The sequence below is a fragment of the Planktothrix paucivesiculata PCC 9631 genome (assembly GCF_900009265.2).
Classification (GTDB): Bacteria; Cyanobacteriota; Cyanobacteriia; order Cyanobacteriales; family Microcoleaceae; genus Planktothrix; species Planktothrix paucivesiculata.
On record NZ_LR735009.1, the window covers coordinates 349,035 to 367,361 of the forward strand.

Genomic DNA, 18,327 nt, shown 5'->3' on the forward strand with positions numbered 1-18,327 from the left:
ACCCAGGGAATGGATGACAAAGTATTCTAACTTTAAACCTTATGATAGGAGGTCAGTAAAAGCTCTTTTTTTATCACTTTACTACTATACTTTTACAGGACTCTGACTAACGACGGGAGCATAGTCATTTTGTCGAGTGTTGAAAGCCATCGGCGAAAATAAAGAGGACTTATTTTCATATGCCGGGGTTTCAACCCCAGCCGGACTTAAATCGAAACAACACATATCAGAAATTTCAGCAATTATGAACCTGCCAACAATGAACAAATCCATCATTTTCGTAGACTCCTCAGTACAAGACTATCAAAGCCTAATTGAAAACACCGATGTTGCTCAGATTGTTATTTTAGATGATAATTTAAACTACATCAATCAAATTACTAATGCCTTAGCTCATCAAAAAGATATTGAAGCGATACATATTCTTTCTCACGGTAGCCCAGCCAGCCTCCACCTGGGCAAAGAATCCCTCAATAGCAATAACCTAGAAAAATTCAGCCCTCAGCTAAAACAGTGGGGAAAAGCCCTAACCCAAAATGCCGACATTTTATTATATGGCTGCGAAGTCGCCAAAGGAGAAGCTGGCCAAAACTTCCTGAAACGACTCAGTGAAATTACGGGTGCAGACATCGCCGCCTCCGCCACCCCCACAGGTAATGCTGAATTAGGGGGCGACTGGAATTTAGAAGTCGCCACGGGCAAGATTGAAGCATCTCTGGCATTTGCACCAGCAGCGATGCAAAGTTATAAAGGCATCCTTAACAATGCCCCCGATGTGGGCCTGGTGCGTCTCCTCCCTGGCAACAGCATCAATAACGGACTCGGCGGCACTCAAGGGTTTGGGGAAAACGTTCAACCAGGCGTGGACGATGATTTCTGGCAGATAGATGTTTCTTCTATCTTTCCCAATGGCTTCAAGTTTTTCAACAATACTTGGAATGCCGCTACCGATTTTTATATCGGTTCCAACGGCTACGTCACTTTCGGTACTGGGAATAGTAGCTATGACCCAACAGGTATCGCAGGTTCCACCACTCCGATGATTGCCGCCCACTATACCGACGTTTATACAGGCCTAGCGCCCATATCCTTCGATCCTGCCGGAAATTCCACAGGAACCAACCTGATTTACTATGACCTTGATGCTGTCAACGGTGTCGTTACCATCACTTTTGATGACGTAAGAGATTACGCTCAGGCAGCCACAACTGCCAATGCCTATCAGATCCGGCTATGGGACTTGGAGAATGGCGATTTTGGGATTGAATTGCGCTATGAAGATTTGGCTTGGGGTGCGTCTGGCGGCAGTGCTTATGGTACTGCGGGTTGGACTGCGGGGGACTTGACCAACTATTCTGAAGTACCAGGATCAGGAACCGTCGGGATTGAGAACATAGAATCACAATCCAATATCAACCAGCCTGGAGTTTTCTTTTGGCAAGTACAAAATGGCTTAGTATACCCTGGTTTACCTTTGCAACCCTCTGGATTACCGGGGATCGTAGTGAACGACACCAACCCCCCCGGAGTCAGTATCTCCGATCCAACTTTCACCGGAGTTATTTCTGACATTGATGGAGATGTTCTAGGAATTGCCGTTATTGGAGTGGACAATACCAACGGCACTTGGCAATATTCCACTGATGGGGGTACTACCTGGACAGCCTTTGGCACTCCCTCTGAAACTAACGCCCTACTCTTAGCTGGCACTGCCAATAACCAAGTCCGCTTTGTCCCTAATCTCAACTACCAAGGCCCCTCTGGAAATATAATCTTTCGCGCTTGGGATCAGACAACCGGAACGGATGGGGGGGTAGCTGACACCACCATCAATGGAGGAACAACGGCTTTTAGTACCCGCACACTTCCTGCGATGATGAACGTCATCCCCATCAACCCCCCTGTCATTACCACCGTTAGTGGAAGTACCAACGACACCACCCCCGATATCATAGGGATATCAGCAGCCAATAACACTATCAACATCTTTCAAGATGGCACCAGTATCGGTACGACTACGGCTGATGCGTCTGGTAATTGGATATTTACCGTCCCCACTGCTCTATCAGACCCCAATAATTATGCTTTCACAGCTACTGCCACGGATGGAGTTTACACTTCCATAACTTCAAGTGCAGTTAACCTGACAATAGACATTACTGCTCCATTACAGCCAACGATTATCACCAGCAGTGGCAGTACCAACGACACCACTCCCACAATTACAGGGACAGCCGAAGCCAATAGTACCGTTGACATCCTGCAAGACGGTATCAGTATTGGTACAGCTACGGCGGATGGGACGGGGAACTGGACATTTACTCCCGCTACAGCCATAGCAGACGGCACTTATGCCTTTACCGCCACAGCTACCGACGCTGCGGGTAACGTTTCTCCGGCTTCAAGTCCAGTTAACCTGCTCATAGATGGCACCGCACCAACTGTGCCGACAATTACCAGCAATGGCAGTACCAACGACACCACCCCAACTATTACCGGTACAGCCGAAGCCAATAGCACCGTTGATATCCTGCAAGACGGTATCAGTATCGGCACTGCTATCACCGATGCAACTGGTAACTGGACATTTCCCATCGCTACGGCTCTGGCAGAAGGGACTTATGCTTTCACCGCTACAGCTACCGATGCCACGGGTAACGTTTCTAGTGCTTCCACGGCAGTTAACCTCACCGTAGACACCACCGTACCGACGACGCCGACAATTACCAGCAGTGGCAGTACCAACGACACCACCCCAACTATTACGGGTACAGCCGAAGCCAATAGTACCGTTGACATCCTGCAAGACGGTATCAGTATCGGCACTGCTATCACCGATGCAACTGGTAACTGGACATTTCCCATCACTACGGCTCTGGCAGACAACACTTATGCCTTTACCGCCACAGCTACCGATGCAGCAGGTAACATTTCTCCAACTTCCACGGCAGTTAACCTCACCATAGATGCCACCGTACCGACAGCACCGACAATTACCAGCAGTGGCAGTACCAACGACACCACTCCCACAATTACAGGGACAGCCGAAGCCAATAGTACCGTTGACATCCTGCAAGACGGTATCAGTATCGGCACTGCTATCACCGATGCAACTGGTAACTGGACATTTCCCATCGCTACGGCTCTGGCAGAAGGCACTTATGCTTTCACCGCTACAGCTACCGATGCCACGGGTAACGTTTCTAGTGCTTCCACGGCAGTTAACCTCACCGTAGACACCACCGTACCGACGACGCCGACAATTACCAGCAGTGGCAGTACCAACGACACCACCCCAACTATTACGGGTACAGCCGAAGCCAATAGTACCGTTGACATCCTGCAAGACGGTATCAGTATCGGCACTGCTATCACCGATGCAACTGGTAACTGGACATTTCCCATCACTACGGCTCTGGCAGACAACACTTATGCCTTTACCGCCACAGCTACCGATGCAGCAGGTAACATTTCTCCAACTTCCACGGCAGTTAACCTCACCATAGATGCCACCGTACCGACAGCACCGACAATTAGCAACAGTGGCAGTAGCAACGACACCACTCCGACTCTGACCGGTACAGCCGAAGCCAATAGCACCGTTGACATCCTGCAAGATGGCACCAGTATCGGTACGGCTACCGCCGATGCTGATGGGAACTGGACATTTACCCCGACGACAGCCCTGGCAGAAGGTACTTATGATTTCACCGTCACGACTACCGATGATGCGGGTAACGTTTCGAGTGCATCGACACCCGTGAGTCTCACCGTCGATGCCACAGCACCAACTGTGCCGACGATTACTAGCAGTGGCAGTACCAACGACACCACCCCAACTATTACGGGTACAGCCGAAGCCAATAGTACCGTTGAGATCCTGCAAGATGGCACCAGTATCGGTACGGCTACAGCCGATGCTGATGGGAACTGGACATTTACTCCATCTACGGCCCTAGCCGAAGGTACTTATGATTTCACCGTCACGGCTACCGATGATGCCGGGAACGTTTCGAGTGCTTCGACACCCGTGAGTCTCACCGTCGATGCCACAGCACCAACTGTGCCGACGATTACTAGCAGTGGCACTACCAACAGCACCACTCCGACGTTGACCGGTACAGCCGAAGCCAATAGTACCGTTGAGATCCTGCAAGATGGCACCAGTATCGGTACGGCTACAGCCGATGCTGATGGGAACTGGACATTTACTCCATCTACGGCCCTAGCCGAAGGTACTTATGATTTCACCGTCACGGCTACCGATGATGCCGGGAACGTTTCGAGTGCATCGACACCCGTGAGTCTCACCGTCGATGCCACAGCACCAACTGTGCCGACGATTACTAGCAGTGGCAGTACCAACGACACCACCCCAACTATTACGGGTACAGCCGAAGCCAATAGTACCGTTGAGATCCTGCAAGATGGCACCAGTATCGGTACGGCTACAGCCGATGCTGATGGGAACTGGACATTTACTCCATCTACGGCCCTAGCCGAAGGTACTTATGATTTCACCGTCACGACTACCGATGATGCCGGGAACGTTTCGAGTGCTTCGACACCCGTGAGTCTCACCGTCGATGCCACAGCACCAACTGTGCCGACGATTACTAGCAGTGGCACTACCAACAGCACCACTCCGACGTTGACCGGTACAGCCGAAGCCAATAGTACCGTTGAGATCCTGCAAGATGGCACCAGTATCGGTACGGCTACAGCCGATGCTGATGGGAACTGGACATTTACTCCATCTACGGCCCTAGCCGAAGGTACTTATGATTTCACCGTCACGACTACCGATGATGCCGGGAACGTTTCGAGTGCTTCGACACCCGTGAGTCTGACCGTAGCTCTTACACCCGAACCCACGGTAGCTCCCACACCGGAACCTACCGTTCCTACATTCGAGCCCACCGAAACCCCCACACCGGAACCAACAGTTACTCCCACACCGGAACCAACAGTTACTCCCACACCGGAACCAACGGCTGTATTTGATCCCTCGCATTTTATTGTTGGGCTATCGTTAAACACAACCGAACCCAGTGGAGAAGCCCAACAGGGGACGAGTGATAATGATGAAATATTCGGCACAGATGAGAATAACTGGATTAACTCAGGTGCTGGAAATGATCAGGTGTACGGGTATAAAGGCAATGATTACCTCGACCTCGGTAGCGGAGATGACATCGCTTATGGAGGTAAAGAAGATGATTATATTATCGGTGGTGAGGATAATGATCTCATTTTTGGGGATGAAGGCAAAGATGTCCTAATCGGAAATGACGGTAATGACATCCTCTTAGGCGGTCAAGATGATGACTTTTTGCAAGGAGGCGACGGTGATGATCAGCTGTTTGGCGGTCAAAACGATGACTCCCTCCGAGGCGGTAACGATAACGACAGCCTATTCGGAGATGTGGGCAGCGATGTCTTAGAAGGCAATGGAGGTGATGACCTGCTCTTGGGTGGAGAAGACCAAGACACTATGTCTGGTGGTGCAGATAATGACACCCTCTATGGCGGTCAAGCCAATGACCTTGTAGATGGAAATGAGGGCAATGATATCCTATTCGGAGATTTAGGGGATGATACCCTCGATGGCGGTGAGGGTAACGATATCTTAACCGGAGGTCAGGGTAATGACTGGTTAGTCGGAGCCGGGGGCAATGACACCCTAACAGGTGGTGCGGGTAATGACCGCTTCTATCTGGCCAGTAGTTTTGGGAATAACCTGATTACCGACTTTACTAACGGAGAGGATATTATCGCTTTAACCGGAGGCTTAACTTTTGAACAGTTACAAATTACCTCTTTTAACGGCTCGACTCTGATTAAAGTCGCCAGCAGTCAACAACATTTGGCTGAACTGTTTGGAGTCAATAGTAGCTTGATTGGTGAGAGTAATTTTGTTCTAGGCTAACAGTAATTAATGTAGAGACGTGCCACGGCGCGTCTCTCTAACTCTTATCTAACACCGATAATTTTTGGCCTTGGTGGGTTTACTCCTTCAGGCTTTAATCATAGAAATCACCCAATCAAATGTTTTTAGAACTTGTTGCAATACGGTTTGATCTTCTAAGTTGGATAACTGTAATGTAGGTTCTCGATATTCCGTGGGTTCTAAGGGGAGAGATAAACCGATCGCACTCAATTTATTTCTGAGTTCTAACCATTTTTCTTGTCGATCAAAAGGTGGTTGAGAACCATATTTATTAGAAGAAATTTCTAAACGTCCTGAAATATCAACGGTAAATAACTTTAACTGTTTTCGACCTTTTTCTTTTTGGTTTAATAAAGCCGTAAACCCACCATAAATATCTCCCGTCCCCCATTGGATAATGATTTCCGGTTCTTGAATTTTTGCCCAGTTATGAATTTCTTGGGCTATTTGTGTTTCATCCTCTCCCCGACGCAGGTGGAGTTCTTCAAAAAAGGAAACCTCATCCCAACGACGGCGTTCTCCCGTAGCACTGGATTTTTTTTGTTGGGCTTCGGCTGTTTGACCAATTAATCGAGGAACCAAGGTTTTTAAACCATCTTGACTGACATATTGTTTAATTTCTAAAGCCAAAACTTCGACTAAATCCGTTTGTTTATTCAGAAATTCTACCACCCGTCTTAAGGGACTGGTAATTTCATCCGCCACAAATACTAAACGCAGTTTTCCCGCTTGCAAATTGGTTTTAACCTTTTGCCAAAATCCATCTTCATTCAGATCCGAACCCAGAAATTCTTCAAATACTTGTTCTGGATCTCGACCTTGATCTCGACAATTGGCTTCAAATTGAGAAATGATTGATTCTATCGGCCAATATAATCCTAAATTTGCCGCATTATCTAACATCTGACCAATCATTTTTTGTCGAGTTTCCGCATTGCGGCTGCGTTTAACTGTAACCAGCGTAGGAATAGAATCTTGATCCAGAAATAAATGATCCATTGACCAGCGACCCCCGTTATCTTCCTCCGCCGGAAGGGTTACGTCCCGGGAGATTAATAACCATCGTCGTACAGATGTACCATGGCGCGTCTGTACCCGATCCATTTCATCCCCGGCTAAAAGATTAGGATAAGTCTCTAATAATTCCTGTATTTGGTCTTCAGAATCGTAGGGCTGTTCCATCATTTCAACCAGCCGATCATCATCCTGAATCAGATAAATCCCTCCACCCATATTATTTACCTTTTTAACTCTTAAATTCGGTGATTGCTAATAATAATTCCCGGTAAACACCCGTTGTGCTGGCCCGGTCATATACAAATGTTGATCTTGATTTGACCATTCAATTTCAAGACAACCTCCCGGTAGTTCCACTGTAGCAATAAAATCGCAATTTCCCGTTAAAACTCCAGCAACTACAGACGCACAAGCTCCAGTTCCACAGGCGAGAGTTGCTCCAGCCCCCCGTTCCCAGACTCGCATTTTGAGATAATTGCGGTTAATCACTTGAATAAATTCCGTATTGGTGCGTTCGGGGAAAACGGCATGATGCTCAAATAATGGGCCGATTTCTGCGAGTTTAATTTCTTCAACATCCTCCACAAAGGTAATACAATGGGGGTTTCCCATGCTCACACAGGTGACATTCCAAGGGTGTCCAGCCACAAGTAAGGGAACATCAACCACTTTCTGATCGGCCGCGGCGAGGGTGGTGGGAATTTCCTGGGCTAAAAGTCGCGGAACTCCCATATCCACTTTAACTTGGCCGTTGGCTTGTAAGACCGGAGTAATTACACCCGCTAGGGTATGGATTTTATAGCTAACTGGGGATGTAATTTGATCGCGGTTTTCCAGTTCAGCGATGAATTTAGCCAGACAGCGAATGCCGTTTCCACACATTTGAGGTTCCGAGCCATCGGAGTTGAAAATTCGCATGGTATAGTCGGTGTTGGAGGTTCCCGCCAGGGCGAATATCACGCCGTCAGCACCAATACCAAAATTGCGATCGCACAGTTCTATGGCTTGTTCTGGGGTGATTAGGGGTTCGGACTGATGACGATTATCAATCAGGATGAAATCGTTTCCTAAACCGTGATATTTCGTAAATGTAATGGTCATGAACTCCTCCACTGAAGCGGGTTATTTTAACTTTGGGCGTCATTGTCGAGGGTTAATCAAGCACTTGAAAATCCCTGACTCCTTCTCTATTATCCTTTTAATGTTGAATTAAAAACAACTCCTTATGTCTGAATTTAATACGGATTTACCCAGCATTAGAAAAGTTCAAGGGTATACCAAAGATAAAAACTTGGTGGAAGTTAAATTGATCACGAATGATCTGCTCGTAGGAACTGTTCTTTGGCAAGATCCTAACTGTATTTGCTTACAGGACTCAAACAACTTACAAGTCTTGATTTTTAGACATTCGATTGGTTTTATCCGTCCTAAATCCTGATCCCCATTCTGGGTGAAGTGGCCGGGAATTGATCGCCCTAACCCCCTTTCAAAAAAGGGGCCGGGGTTGCACGATTCGAGAGAAATGGGATGAGGAAGAAGTCAAGGAGAGCGGAGGGTGTTAACTTGATTCTGCTTGAATATTGGGGCAGATCGTGGTTTTTATGGGCATTGATGAAGGATGATCTTGCCAATGGTTTAGTAGTTGTTGCAACTCGCCTTTTAGAATTTCCAAGGCTTTGATTTGGTGATTAATCTCCTCAACTTTGATCGCTAAATGTTGTTTAACCTCCTCACAGGGAAGTTCCCCGCGATCGCTAATTTCTAAAATATCTCTAATTTCATTTAAACTTAAACCCAACGCTTGAGCGCGTCTAACAAAGCCCAAGCGGTGAACCACCGACGGCTCAAAAAGTCGATATCCTGAGTCTGAGCGTTCAACGGTCGGCGCTAATAAGCCAATTTCTTCATAATAACGAACGGTTTTTACGGATAAACCGCTTCGTTGGGCGACATCACCGATTTTTAGTCTTTCATCTGCAATCACAACATCCATTTTCCGTAACCCTAACTAACTATTAATAGATTTAATAGGAAGAACGTTGTTTTTTATCCGTAAGTCTAGGCAGGGGAGAACGAGCCGAACTCGGGGGAAGCGCGTATTCTGGGGCGGTTTCGGCTTGTTCAAGTTTAGACTTTTGACCCATCCACCACCGCAAAACCAAGATTACCCCAACGGTAGAGAGTCCAAAACTTAATAAGGATAAACTGGAACTAACTCCACCAATGACTGCATCTACGGTTCCCACCGTGACTACAAAACTAACAATAGGTTCTCGACGATAAACAGACCTGAGAACACGCGGCCATAAAGCATTCATCACAATTTCACTCTAAATTTTTCAGGGTTAATTTCGGTAAACTCTTTCGGAGTTGGCTCCGACAGAATTATCTTATAGTTTTCTTCACTTGAAAGTTCATCTAATCCTAATTTAACCTAATTTATAGGGATTGACTGGATTTGGGTGATTGGTCATCCGTTGGCCGCAGGGGGAAACTTAGGATTTTGTTTAGTCTGGATTTGATAGGACTTACGCATGGGGCCCGAGAAACCTCGTAAAAAAACCCGGTTTCTCTGGTTGGGTGCGTAGACTCTTTGTACCCTAAATTATCCCTGACTCGGTGCAACGGAAGACTGATGACCAATCATCAATCAATTTGGTAGTATTAACTCAACCCGAGCCAGGATAATAAACCTTGTCCGCTAAAGTATTCAATCGCCAAGGTGATCAAAAAACCAATCATGGCGGCTCGACCGTTTAACCGTTCAGCATATTGATTGAATCCAAATTTGGGTTCGTTGAGGTTAGGGGTTGTCGTCGGTTGGGGTTGGTTCATATTGAATTCCTTGGGTTTTTCGTGCGTTGATTTTGATTCTACCCCCTGATTGCATAAAAAATGTCCTATATACCTGACCCATCACCGATTCCGAATTCGGTTCAACGAGTTGCCTCTACCCTGCGTACCACAGGCTGGATTTGCTTTTGGACACAACTGGTTTTATGGGTAATTTCGTTTATTATTCAGCTTTTCGCTATTTTAGTTTTTAGTCGCGGGGCGACGGGAACAACGGCCTCTACATCGGGAATTGGTGGGGGTTTGGTCTTTGCCTTAATCGGATTAGTAATTTTAGGATTTAGTATTTTTCAGGCCTTTGGTTATACTCGTTTGGCCCGTAGATTGAAAGCACCGGGGATCACCCGTCCCAGTCGGGGAGAAACTTTCAAACGCATCCGCACAGGGTTAACCAGTAATTTAACTGGCATGGCGGTGACTTTGCTGGCTTCGGAAGCGATTAATGGGATTCTCTTAGCTAAAGCGATTTCCCAACCTCGGGGTTTATTCTCCCCTTCTGGCAACTTGCAAGATTTTATCCAACCCCTGGATTTTTTCGTGGTTCTAGCCAATACCCATACGATTTTGGCTCATTTTATTGGGATTGCTGGGGCACTGTGGCTGATCAACCGAATTTACAAGAATTAGGGGAATTACGAATTACGAATGGGGAACAGAAAGAATGTACTTATAGATAAGGGTTTGGATTTTTGTCAACCTTTCTTAACAAAAAGTTGCAAACTTCTGGAAACTGTGTTAACTTTTATGTAGTTGGCTCAAGCAAACAGGAGATTTTTTGATTATGGAAAGCAAAGATACCAAGTTTGGGTTTACAGACTTCGCGGAGACTTGGAATGGCCGTTTAGCCATGTTAGGGTTCGCTATTGGTTTAGCCACGGAATTCCTAACTGGTCAAGGGATTCTGTCTCAATTAGGTTTAATGTAAGTTGTTCGGATTGTTTTCAACACATTCAAGGGTTCTGGGACTTAACCTCAGAACCCAAATTACCCCTAAAATAGCAAAAATCCCTCAAATTCTTAGTGTTTGGGGGATTTTCGTGATTAGAAATAAATGAAAGGATTTAAAATTAACTCAGGTTAACTTCTTCCGGCATATAAACTTTATATAAACGCCATAACCCCAGTACAATCAGAATTTGAAGGCTCCAATGGGCGAAGGCAAACCCCCAAACTAGGCAGATGAGTCCAATTACCCCGGCTAACACGAAGGGAATATCATTAGAGGTTTGTGTATAGATCCAGATAGAACCCAGGGCAAAAGTCAGAAGCATAAGATAGACTGAGGGCATGATCTCCACCTCCTAGGTGAGTTGCAGTGAGTAGGGCTGTGAGTGCAGTGGACTACACTATTTAGAATAGGAGGGAAACATGAAGATCTTGTGAAGAAAAGAAAAATAGTGAGAAAAATTCGGTTTTTTTTACAAAACTTTATATTACTGAAAATCCATATCTTCTCCGGTTTCCGCCACAACGGGTAAACGCACAAAAAAGGTGCTTCCTTTGCCCAATTGACTTTCCGCCCAAATGTGCCCCCCATGTTGCTGCACAATGCTGCGACAAATAGCGAGTCCGAGTCCAGTTCCGCCTTTTTGGCGGGAGTCGGAGGCGTCCACCTGTTGAAAACGACCAAAAATGGTTTCCAGTTTATCGGCCGGAATTCCCCGTCCTTGGTCTTGGACAGTAATTAAAACTTCCAAGGAAGTGGAATGGTGGAGTGTGGCATCAAACCAAATGCAACTATCAGCACCGGAAAATCGAATGGCATTACTTAATAAATTAGTTAATACTTGAATAATTCGGTCTGGGGCGACCCAGAGATGAACGCTTAGGGGTTTTATTGATAAATTCACACCCGCTTTTTCTGCCATTCCCATCATTTCATTATTCGCTTGAACCATTAAATCGGCTAAATCACAGTATTTTTTATCTAGGGTAATTTGCCCAGCCTGCATCCGTTCTAAATCAAGAATATCGTTAATTAAACGGACTAAACGGGTTGTATTGGTAACGGCAATTTCAAACATTCGTTTAACTCGTTCGGGTTGGGTATCTAATAATCCACTGGCTAATAATCCTAAAGCCCCATGAATTGAGGTTAAAGGAGTTCTCAGTTCATGACTAACAACGGAGATAAATTCATCTTTCATTTTTTCCATGGCTTGCCGTTCGGTAATATCTTTAAAGATGACCACAGCCCCAATAATTTCTCCTTGGTTTTGAATGGGAGTGCTGACATATTCGACGGGGAAATAAGACCCATTTCGATGCCAAAATACTTCCTGATCAATATGGCGAACTAAACCATCTTTTAAGGTTTCAAAAATTTGAGAATTTTGTTGATAATTTAAGGGTTGATACCCGAAATTCGTGGGTTTTTCAGGGAGAGTATGGGAAGTCAAAATGACTGTAACTCCCCGCGTGATTTTTTGCCAATCACTCATGAGTAATTCTCGGACAGTATATCCGGTCATTCTAGCGGCGGCGGGATTAGCAAAGGTGATTTTTCCCTCTCGGTTTAAACCACAAATTCCTTCTCCGGCTGAATCTAAAATTAATTCATTTTGATGACGGAGTTGTTCTAGGGTTTTTTCGATTCTTTTTTGATAACTAATATCCCGGGAAATAGTAGAAATTCCCGTAATATTTCCCCGATCATCTTTCATCGGAGAAATGGTTAAAGAAACATCAATATGTTGTCCATCTTTACGAATATGAACGGTTTCATAATGATCAATACTTCCCCCCGATTGAATACTGGCTAAAATTTGAGGGACTTCGCTGGATCTTTCTGGTAAAGTTAATAAACTAAAGGGACAGTCCTTCACTTCAGTTTCGGAGTAACCATAAATTTGTTCAGCCCCTTTATTCCAGCTAATAATTTTTCCTTCTAAGGTTTTACCAATAATTCCATCTTCGGAGGATTCTACAATGGCAGCTAATTGTTTATAAGCATTTTCGGCTTGTTGATGTTCGGTAATATCTCGTCCTAAGATCACTAATCCTTTTCGTTCTCCATTCGGATGAAATAAAGGGACTTTAATCATATCAAAAATTCTGGAGTTGCCATTAATATCAGGAATAATTTCTTGTTGGTGACAAGGTTGCTGATTTTCCCAAACTTCTTGATCGGATTTTTGAAAATTAATTAAGGCATTTTTATAGAAAGTTTTACCGTGAATCTGTTCTAGTAATTCTGCTAATTCTGCGTCGGATTTTCCCTGATAATCTGTCGGGATGTGAAAGACTTCTAAGGTTGCTTGATTAGCTTCTAACCAACGTCCTGAAGCGTCTTTAAAGCAGACTAAATCCCCCATGGTATCAATCAAGGTTTTCAACCTTTGACAACTCTCTCGCAAGGATTCCTCAACCCGTTGTCTTTCTTGAATTTCTTGAATTAATTGTTGATTAATTGCTTGTAGGGAAGCAATCAATTGAGTTTTAGTTTCAGAATTTTGATCAATCATTTTAATAAAATTTTAATAATTTTTAGAGGCTAATTAGGATAGGCGAAAAGCCACTAAACTTGGGTTGAGGATTCTCGTAAACTTCGGCTTCGCCGTAATCGATTTAAAATTCGATTGACGAGGATAGAAGCTTCTGTTGTTTTTGTTAAGTAATCATCGGCACCGACCATAAAAACTTGATGTTGTAGATCTCGATTGGTATGGGCGGTGAGGAACATTACGGGCAAACTTTTCCAACGGGAATCAGCCCGAACAATTTGACAAATTTCAACCCCATCTAAATAGGGCATTTCAATATCTAAAATGAGTAAGTCGGGGGTTGTGGTTTCGAGAATTTCCCAAAAATGTCGGGGGTCTTCGACGGTAAAGGTTTGAATTCCCCAAGGTTGCAGCAGCGTTTGAAAGGTAGCGAGAATCTGGGCATCATCATCAACAATTAAAACTTTAGCATTGAAGCTACAGTTTTGACGAAAGGTATCCATCATCAGTTTAATAATTTGTTCGGAGGTGATGGGTTTTTCTAGGAATCCTTGGCCGCCAAATTGGGCGACTTTTACCCGTTGGGTTAGGTTTTTTTGTTGCGTTAAAACAATTACAGGAATCGGGGGAGTTTGTTGGGTTAGTTGGGTTAATAACTCATAGGAGAAATAGAAGTCAAAATCTAAAAATACCAAGGGAGGATAGGATTTTTTATGGGATTGTAATTGCAGGGCTGTAATTAAGGATAAATCGGTGAGAATTTGGGTTTCTATTCCTGAATTTTTAGCCGCTATTTCTACGGATTCAATTAATAATTGATCCTGACTGATAATCCAAACTTTATGATCGGATTTGATCGGGGGGGGTTGGGGGTTTTCTGCGGTAGCCGGAGGAGAGTATTGTTCAACTTCCTGTCTGAGTTTCAAGACTAATTCTTTAAATAGGGTAATTTCTGCTAGATTTAAGGTGGAATTTTGACAGAGTTGTTCGATTTCTTTGGCTATAATAGATCCTCCTCCTAAGCCGAATGTTCCTAAAGACCCAGCCAGTTTATGGGCTTCTTGTTGGGCTTTTTGTTGAATATTTTGATCGGGTTTTCCCTTTTGAATGGAGCGATGAAATTCTTCTAGTAGGGTAATGCGATCGCAAATTTTGCCTCGATATCTGTGCCAAATTTCAATGGTGGCTTGATTGAGTTTATATTGATCTACCGGAGGTTTTATACTGGTTTTTGATTGTTTAGTTTTAGGGTAGGATTGCTGTTTAAGACGATATCCTAAGCCATAAACTGTTTCAATTAAATCGGCGGGAGCACCGACATTTTTAAGTTTATTTCTGAGTCCTTTAATATGGGCTCGGACAGCATTTTCTGTTGGGGGATCTTCAAATGTCCAGAGTTGTTCTAGGATTAGGTCTAAACTAAAAACCTGTTGACGATGTTGGAGAAATAGTTCCAATAATCCATACTCTTTCGGGGTTAAATTCAGGAGCATTTCCCGATAAATAACTTCACAGGTTTTCGTATTCAAATGCAGATCTTCCCATTCCAAAAGGATGGAGACCGTGGGTTGACGTCGGCGAAATATAGCCCGAATTCGAGCTAATAATTCCTGAATATCAAAGGGTTTAACGACATAATCATCCGCTCCCGCATCCAAGCCTATGACTTGATCTCCTCGATGATCAGAAGCTGTTAATAAAATAATCGGATTTATAATATTTTGCGATCGCAGTTTTTTACATAAACTTATCCCATCTAACTCGGGTAATTCCACCTCTACAATTATCAGATCATAAATCAGTTTTTCGGCTTTTTCCCATCCCGAAATCCCATCTTTTACCCGATCAACAGTATCACCTTGGTGAACTAAAGCCTCTACCAAAGTCTCAGCTAGATCCTGATCATCTTCTACCAATAAAACACGCATGGACGGGACGAAAATTAGAGAGAAAAAGGGGAGATTTATCGAGTCCAAAGTTCATTATTATGAATAATTGAACCTTGGACAATCTGTTAGGGAAAAAATCCCCTAAGCAACGGCTTCAACCAGATCAATTTCAGGAATTCTTTCTCGTAGACGGCGTTCAATTCCCATTTTTAAAGTCATCGTCGAACTCGGACAGGAACCACAGGCTCCTTGAAGTCGGAGTCGGACAATCGGGCCATCAAGTTCAACGATTTCCACGTTTCCCCCATCCGCCATCAGATAAGGACGCAGTTCATCTAAAACAGTCTCTACGTTTTCTTCAGTTAGTGCTAGTGTAGTCATGATTTACCTTAAATTGATAGTACAGAAATCGGGTTGGGATAGTTTCATCCTAACGTTATTTGGGAATAAATGAATCCCACTTTATTGATCACTGATCCCAGTTAAACTGCAACGGGTTCAAGCAATTTGACTTGGGAATAGTTAAACTCCTTTGTCATCACTTGCTCGGCTTCTTTGGAGTTAACAACTTGGCGAGTCATAATGTAATAGTTACCGAATTTCTCAAAAGTATCTTCAAACTCGAGTTCCTTGATAATTTCTTGAGTTTGAGGGTTGCGGAATACCGCATCATAACGGCTGGCTGCGTAACCTTCTCCGGTGTCTAAACTTTCATGGGTATTAATCACAAATGCCATCCGACCCATAACCCGGCTAACTCGGGAAATTTGATCGCCACGGACGGAATAATTTGATCCCATCGCATCACCTTCGACCAGGATTTCTAAAGCCCCCGTATCGTCGATTTCTCCTAAACTAAATTTGTTTTTTCCATGGGCTTGTTCAAAAGAACTGCGTTTGCGATGGGTGACTATATCCCGCAGTTGGGTATAGACGCTTTGCTTGACTTCTTCGTCGGCAATTTCGGTCACTTCTACGGTCATGTCCGGGTTAATCTGAATCTGTCCTGTGTAGACTTCATCCCCCTGTTTAAGTTGAATATCAGCGCGATAACCCGGGAAATTAGAGTCCCAAGTATAACGATGTTCATAGGCCGTCCGAAACAGATCTAAAGCGTTTTTTGAGTCGGTCATAAAATACGGAAGGATGAATAGCACTATAATCTGTATTATACAATAATAAAGGGTTTCTGGGTTTGATTCTAAAAAAATAGACTACACTTAAACATCAGAGATTAAAATTAACCTATGATTATTAATAACGATGTCTGAACGTCCAATTTATCTCGATTGTCATGCTACAACCCCCGTTGATCCCTTGGTTTTAGAAACCATGTTGCCGTATTTTACCCAATATTTTGGCAATCCTGCCAGTATTAATCATATTTATGGTTGGGAAGCTGAAGCCGCCGTTAAACAAGCCAGAGAAATTATTTCTAATGGGATTAACTGCTCTCCCGAAGAAATTATTTTTACCAGTGGGGCAACGGAATCTAATAATTTAGCGTTAAAGGGAGTAGCTGAAGCCTATTTTAATAAAGGTAGACATATTATTACTATGATTACCGAACATAATGCCGTTCTCGATCCCTGTAATTATTTAGGATCTTTGGGGTTTGAAATAACTTATCTGGAGGTTAAACCCGATGGCATGATAGATTTAGATCAACTTAAAATAGCCATTCGTCCCGATACGATTTTAGTCTCAATTATGGCGGCTAATAATGAAATTGGAGTGCTGCAACCCTTAGCTGAAATTGGAGAACTTTGTCATGGTCAGGGAGTTTTATTTCATACCGATGCCGCCCAAGCTATAGGTAAAATTCCTCTGGATGTTCAGCAACTTAATATTGATTTGATGTCTTTAACCGCCCATAAAATTTATGGCCCCAAAGGCATCGGAGCGTTATATGTTCGCCGACGGAATCCTAGGGTTAAATTAGCGGCTCAAATCCATGGTGGGGGGCATGAAAGGGGAATGCGTTCAGGAACTTTATGTACGCCTCAAATTGTGGGATTTGCTAAAGCGATTGAAATTGCTTTAGCTGAAAGATTAATTGAAACTCAACGGTTAATTCAACTGAGGGAAAACCTTTGGAATAAATTATCAACCCTAGAAGGAATTTATTTAAACGGTCATCCTACCCAACGGTTAGCGGGAAATTTAAACATTAGTATTGACGGCGTTGATGGTCAGGCTTTATTATTAGGATTACAACCGATGATGGCCGTGTCTTCTGGTTCCGCTTGTACCTCAACAAAAATTGAACCCTCCCACGTTTTAAAAGCATTAGGTCATTCCGATCATTTAGCCTATGCTTCGATTCGTTTTGGTTTGGGTCGGTTCACCACAGAATCAGAAATTAACCAAGTGGCAGATCATACTATAAACACGATTCAAGCCTTGAGAAAAGTTCAATCTCGCTCAATTCATTAATGATAATTTCGCTTTTCTAACCAGACTAAAACATCTTCTTCCGAGTCTAAATCATAGGTATATCCACTTTTGGGATCATAAATATGCCATTGAGTGTTCCCTAAAAAGTTATGACTTTTCCAGATATAAGGTTTGGATTGATTTAAAAAATGAGAGGGTTGAATGGGTTGATTTAAAATCAGCCAAATGGTTTTGAAAAAATTATTTTTTTGGGTTATATTAGGATCGCAAAGATCGATTTCAAAACAGGTATTAAGATGATTAAATATCTGTTTATTTGATAAATTTGTGGTACAATGGTTAACGAGCGATCGCCATATTTGACTTCGATAAAATCTTGATATTCTTTTTTCATCCCCAGGGGATGAAACCGTATCAGGAATTAATTCTAATTCTTGATAAATTTCCCATTTAGTTTTCATAAGAAACACTCCTTTTTAAGAGGGTTTAGGCACTACAAACAGCGCTGATATTTTGAGTCGGGATATCAAGTCTGTTTTCATCGGTCTAAAACTGAACAACAAACACTTATTCCCCAGTTTGCTCCCATTTCTCATAAATATTTCCCCTGCTGTATTTATTGTTACAGAAATTTCTCCAGTTCTCAAGTGAGTGTTAAGATTTCGTGATATATAGGGAACAGGGAACAGGGAATGAGTTTGCACAGACAGGACTTACGCAAAACAACCATATCTAGTAGGGGCGAACGGCCGTTCGCCCCTACAGATGGTGTATAATT

General features: G+C 43.7%; 16 protein-coding genes. 5 read left to right on the forward strand and 11 right to left on the reverse strand.

The window, feature by feature from the left end; all coding sequences use genetic code 11:
- Window positions 1-259: 259 nt before the first annotated feature.
- A complete protein-coding gene (locus PL9631_RS09865) occupies window positions 260-5,929 on the forward strand; it encodes an Ig-like domain-containing protein (protein ID WP_197046315.1) in 5,670 nt (1,889 codons plus the stop codon).
- 87 nt (window positions 5,930-6,016) lie between these two features.
- Here PL9631_RS09865 and PL9631_RS09870 read toward each other — a convergent pair whose 3' ends face one another.
- Window positions 6,017-7,183, reverse strand: coding sequence for a hypothetical protein (locus tag PL9631_RS09870; protein ID WP_083619586.1), 1,167 nt, complete (start codon window positions 7,181-7,183; stop codon window positions 6,017-6,019).
- Window positions 7,184-7,219: 36 nt separating this feature from the next.
- Window positions 7,220-8,068 (reverse strand): diaminopimelate epimerase, encoded by an 849-nt coding sequence (gene dapF / locus PL9631_RS09875; protein ID WP_083619589.1) that lies wholly within the window; start codon window positions 8,066-8,068, stop codon window positions 7,220-7,222.
- Between the two features lie 124 nt (window positions 8,069-8,192).
- On the opposite strand from dapF, the gene PL9631_RS09880 reads away from it, so the two are divergent.
- Window positions 8,193-8,405, forward strand: a complete 213-nt coding sequence (locus PL9631_RS09880; RefSeq protein ID WP_083619593.1) for an Hfq-related RNA-binding protein — start codon at window positions 8,193-8,195, stop codon at window positions 8,403-8,405.
- Between the two features lie 120 nt (window positions 8,406-8,525).
- Here PL9631_RS09880 and PL9631_RS09885 read toward each other — a convergent pair whose 3' ends face one another.
- From PL9631_RS09885 to PL9631_RS26085, 3 genes are all read right to left on the reverse strand, one after another.
- The gene (locus PL9631_RS09885; protein WP_083619597.1) at window positions 8,526-8,960 is read right to left on the reverse strand and encodes a heavy metal-responsive transcriptional regulator; all 435 of its coding nucleotides are present in this window, start codon (window positions 8,958-8,960) and stop codon (window positions 8,526-8,528) included.
- 31 nt (window positions 8,961-8,991) lie between these two features.
- Window positions 8,992-9,285, reverse strand: a complete 294-nt coding sequence (locus tag PL9631_RS09890) for a hypothetical protein (RefSeq protein WP_083619600.1) — start codon at window positions 9,283-9,285, stop codon at window positions 8,992-8,994.
- Between the two features lie 346 nt (window positions 9,286-9,631).
- Entirely contained in the window at window positions 9,632-9,802 is a 171-nt protein-coding gene (locus tag PL9631_RS26085; protein WP_186440269.1) for a hypothetical protein, read from the reverse strand.
- A 60-nt stretch (window positions 9,803-9,862) separates the two neighbouring features.
- On the opposite strand from PL9631_RS26085, the gene PL9631_RS09895 reads away from it, so the two are divergent.
- The gene (locus PL9631_RS09895) at window positions 9,863-10,447 is read left to right on the forward strand and encodes a DUF3611 family protein (protein ID WP_083619603.1); all 585 of its coding nucleotides are present in this window, start codon (window positions 9,863-9,865) and stop codon (window positions 10,445-10,447) included.
- Between the two features lie 154 nt (window positions 10,448-10,601).
- Window positions 10,602-10,745: a chlorophyll a/b-binding protein gene (locus PL9631_RS09900; RefSeq protein WP_079680193.1), complete on the forward strand. Its 144-nt coding sequence runs from the start codon at window positions 10,602-10,604 to the stop codon at window positions 10,743-10,745.
- Between the two features lie 142 nt (window positions 10,746-10,887).
- Here the strand turns inward: PL9631_RS09900 and PL9631_RS09905 are convergent, their stop codons facing one another.
- From PL9631_RS09905 to PL9631_RS09925, 5 genes are all read right to left on the reverse strand, one after another.
- Complete coding sequence (locus PL9631_RS09905) at window positions 10,888-11,109, reverse strand: hypothetical protein (protein ID WP_083619607.1); 222 nt, start codon at window positions 11,107-11,109, stop codon at window positions 10,888-10,890.
- Window positions 11,110-11,253: 144 nt separating this feature from the next.
- Entirely contained in the window at window positions 11,254-13,284 is a 2,031-nt protein-coding gene (locus tag PL9631_RS09910; protein WP_083619610.1) for a PAS domain S-box protein, read from the reverse strand.
- Window positions 13,285-13,337: 53 nt separating this feature from the next.
- Window positions 13,338-15,191: a response regulator gene (locus PL9631_RS09915; protein WP_083619613.1), complete on the reverse strand. Its 1,854-nt coding sequence runs from the start codon at window positions 15,189-15,191 to the stop codon at window positions 13,338-13,340.
- A 102-nt stretch (window positions 15,192-15,293) separates the two neighbouring features.
- Window positions 15,294-15,533, reverse strand: coding sequence for a NifU family protein (locus PL9631_RS09920; RefSeq protein WP_083619616.1), 240 nt, complete (start codon window positions 15,531-15,533; stop codon window positions 15,294-15,296).
- A gap of 101 nt (window positions 15,534-15,634) precedes the next feature.
- Window positions 15,635-16,285 carry a DUF3386 domain-containing protein gene (locus PL9631_RS09925; RefSeq protein ID WP_083619619.1) on the reverse strand — a complete coding sequence of 217 codons (651 nt, stop codon included), beginning with the start codon at window positions 16,283-16,285 and terminating at the stop codon, window positions 15,635-15,637.
- A gap of 130 nt (window positions 16,286-16,415) precedes the next feature.
- Between PL9631_RS09925 and PL9631_RS09930 the strand changes: the two genes are divergently transcribed.
- Window positions 16,416-17,588 carry an IscS subfamily cysteine desulfurase gene (locus PL9631_RS09930; RefSeq protein WP_083619622.1) on the forward strand — a complete coding sequence of 391 codons (1,173 nt, stop codon included), beginning with the start codon at window positions 16,416-16,418 and terminating at the stop codon, window positions 17,586-17,588.
- Here PL9631_RS09930 and PL9631_RS09935 read toward each other — a convergent pair.
- Complete coding sequence (locus PL9631_RS09935) at window positions 17,585-18,010, reverse strand: hypothetical protein (protein ID WP_083619624.1); 426 nt, start codon at window positions 18,008-18,010, stop codon at window positions 17,585-17,587. The genes PL9631_RS09930 and PL9631_RS09935 overlap by 4 nt on opposite strands.
- Window positions 18,011-18,327: the final 317 nt, after the last annotated feature.

What these genes read in the sequence shown, in the direction of transcription:
- PL9631_RS09885 (WP_083619597.1), bottom strand. Translation starts at nt 8,960, where the DNA reads ATGGATGTTGTGATTGCAGATGAAAGACTAAAAATCGGTGATGTCGCC.
- PL9631_RS09895 (WP_083619603.1), top strand. Translation starts at nt 9,863, where the DNA reads ATGTCCTATATACCTGACCCATCACCGATTCCGAATTCGGTTCAACGA.
- dapF (WP_083619589.1), bottom strand. Translation starts at nt 8,068, where the DNA reads ATGACCATTACATTTACGAAATATCACGGTTTAGGAAACGATTTCATC.
- PL9631_RS09935 (WP_083619624.1), bottom strand. Translation starts at nt 18,010, where the DNA reads ATGAAAACTAAATGGGAAATTTATCAAGAATTAGAATTAATTCCTGAT.
- PL9631_RS09890 (WP_083619600.1), bottom strand. Translation starts at nt 9,285, where the DNA reads ATGAATGCTTTATGGCCGCGTGTTCTCAGGTCTGTTTATCGTCGAGAA.
- PL9631_RS09905 (WP_083619607.1), bottom strand. Translation starts at nt 11,109, where the DNA reads ATGCCCTCAGTCTATCTTATGCTTCTGACTTTTGCCCTGGGTTCTATC.
- PL9631_RS09930 (WP_083619622.1), top strand. Translation starts at nt 16,416, where the DNA reads ATGTCTGAACGTCCAATTTATCTCGATTGTCATGCTACAACCCCCGTT.
- PL9631_RS26085 (WP_186440269.1), bottom strand. Translation starts at nt 9,802, where the DNA reads ATGAACCAACCCCAACCGACGACAACCCCTAACCTCAACGAACCCAAA.
- PL9631_RS09915 (WP_083619613.1), bottom strand. Translation starts at nt 15,191, where the DNA reads ATGCGTGTTTTATTGGTAGAAGATGATCAGGATCTAGCTGAGACTTTG.
- PL9631_RS09880 (WP_083619593.1), top strand. Translation starts at nt 8,193, where the DNA reads ATGTCTGAATTTAATACGGATTTACCCAGCATTAGAAAAGTTCAAGGG.
- PL9631_RS09910 (WP_083619610.1), bottom strand. Translation starts at nt 13,284, where the DNA reads ATGATTGATCAAAATTCTGAAACTAAAACTCAATTGATTGCTTCCCTA.
- PL9631_RS09900 (WP_079680193.1), top strand. Translation starts at nt 10,602, where the DNA reads ATGGAAAGCAAAGATACCAAGTTTGGGTTTACAGACTTCGCGGAGACT.
- PL9631_RS09870 (WP_083619586.1), bottom strand. Translation starts at nt 7,183, where the DNA reads ATGGGTGGAGGGATTTATCTGATTCAGGATGATGATCGGCTGGTTGAA.
- PL9631_RS09865 (WP_197046315.1), top strand. Translation starts at nt 260, where the DNA reads ATGAACAAATCCATCATTTTCGTAGACTCCTCAGTACAAGACTATCAA.
- PL9631_RS09920 (WP_083619616.1), bottom strand. Translation starts at nt 15,533, where the DNA reads ATGACTACACTAGCACTAACTGAAGAAAACGTAGAGACTGTTTTAGAT.
- PL9631_RS09925 (WP_083619619.1), bottom strand. Translation starts at nt 16,285, where the DNA reads ATGACCGACTCAAAAAACGCTTTAGATCTGTTTCGGACGGCCTATGAA.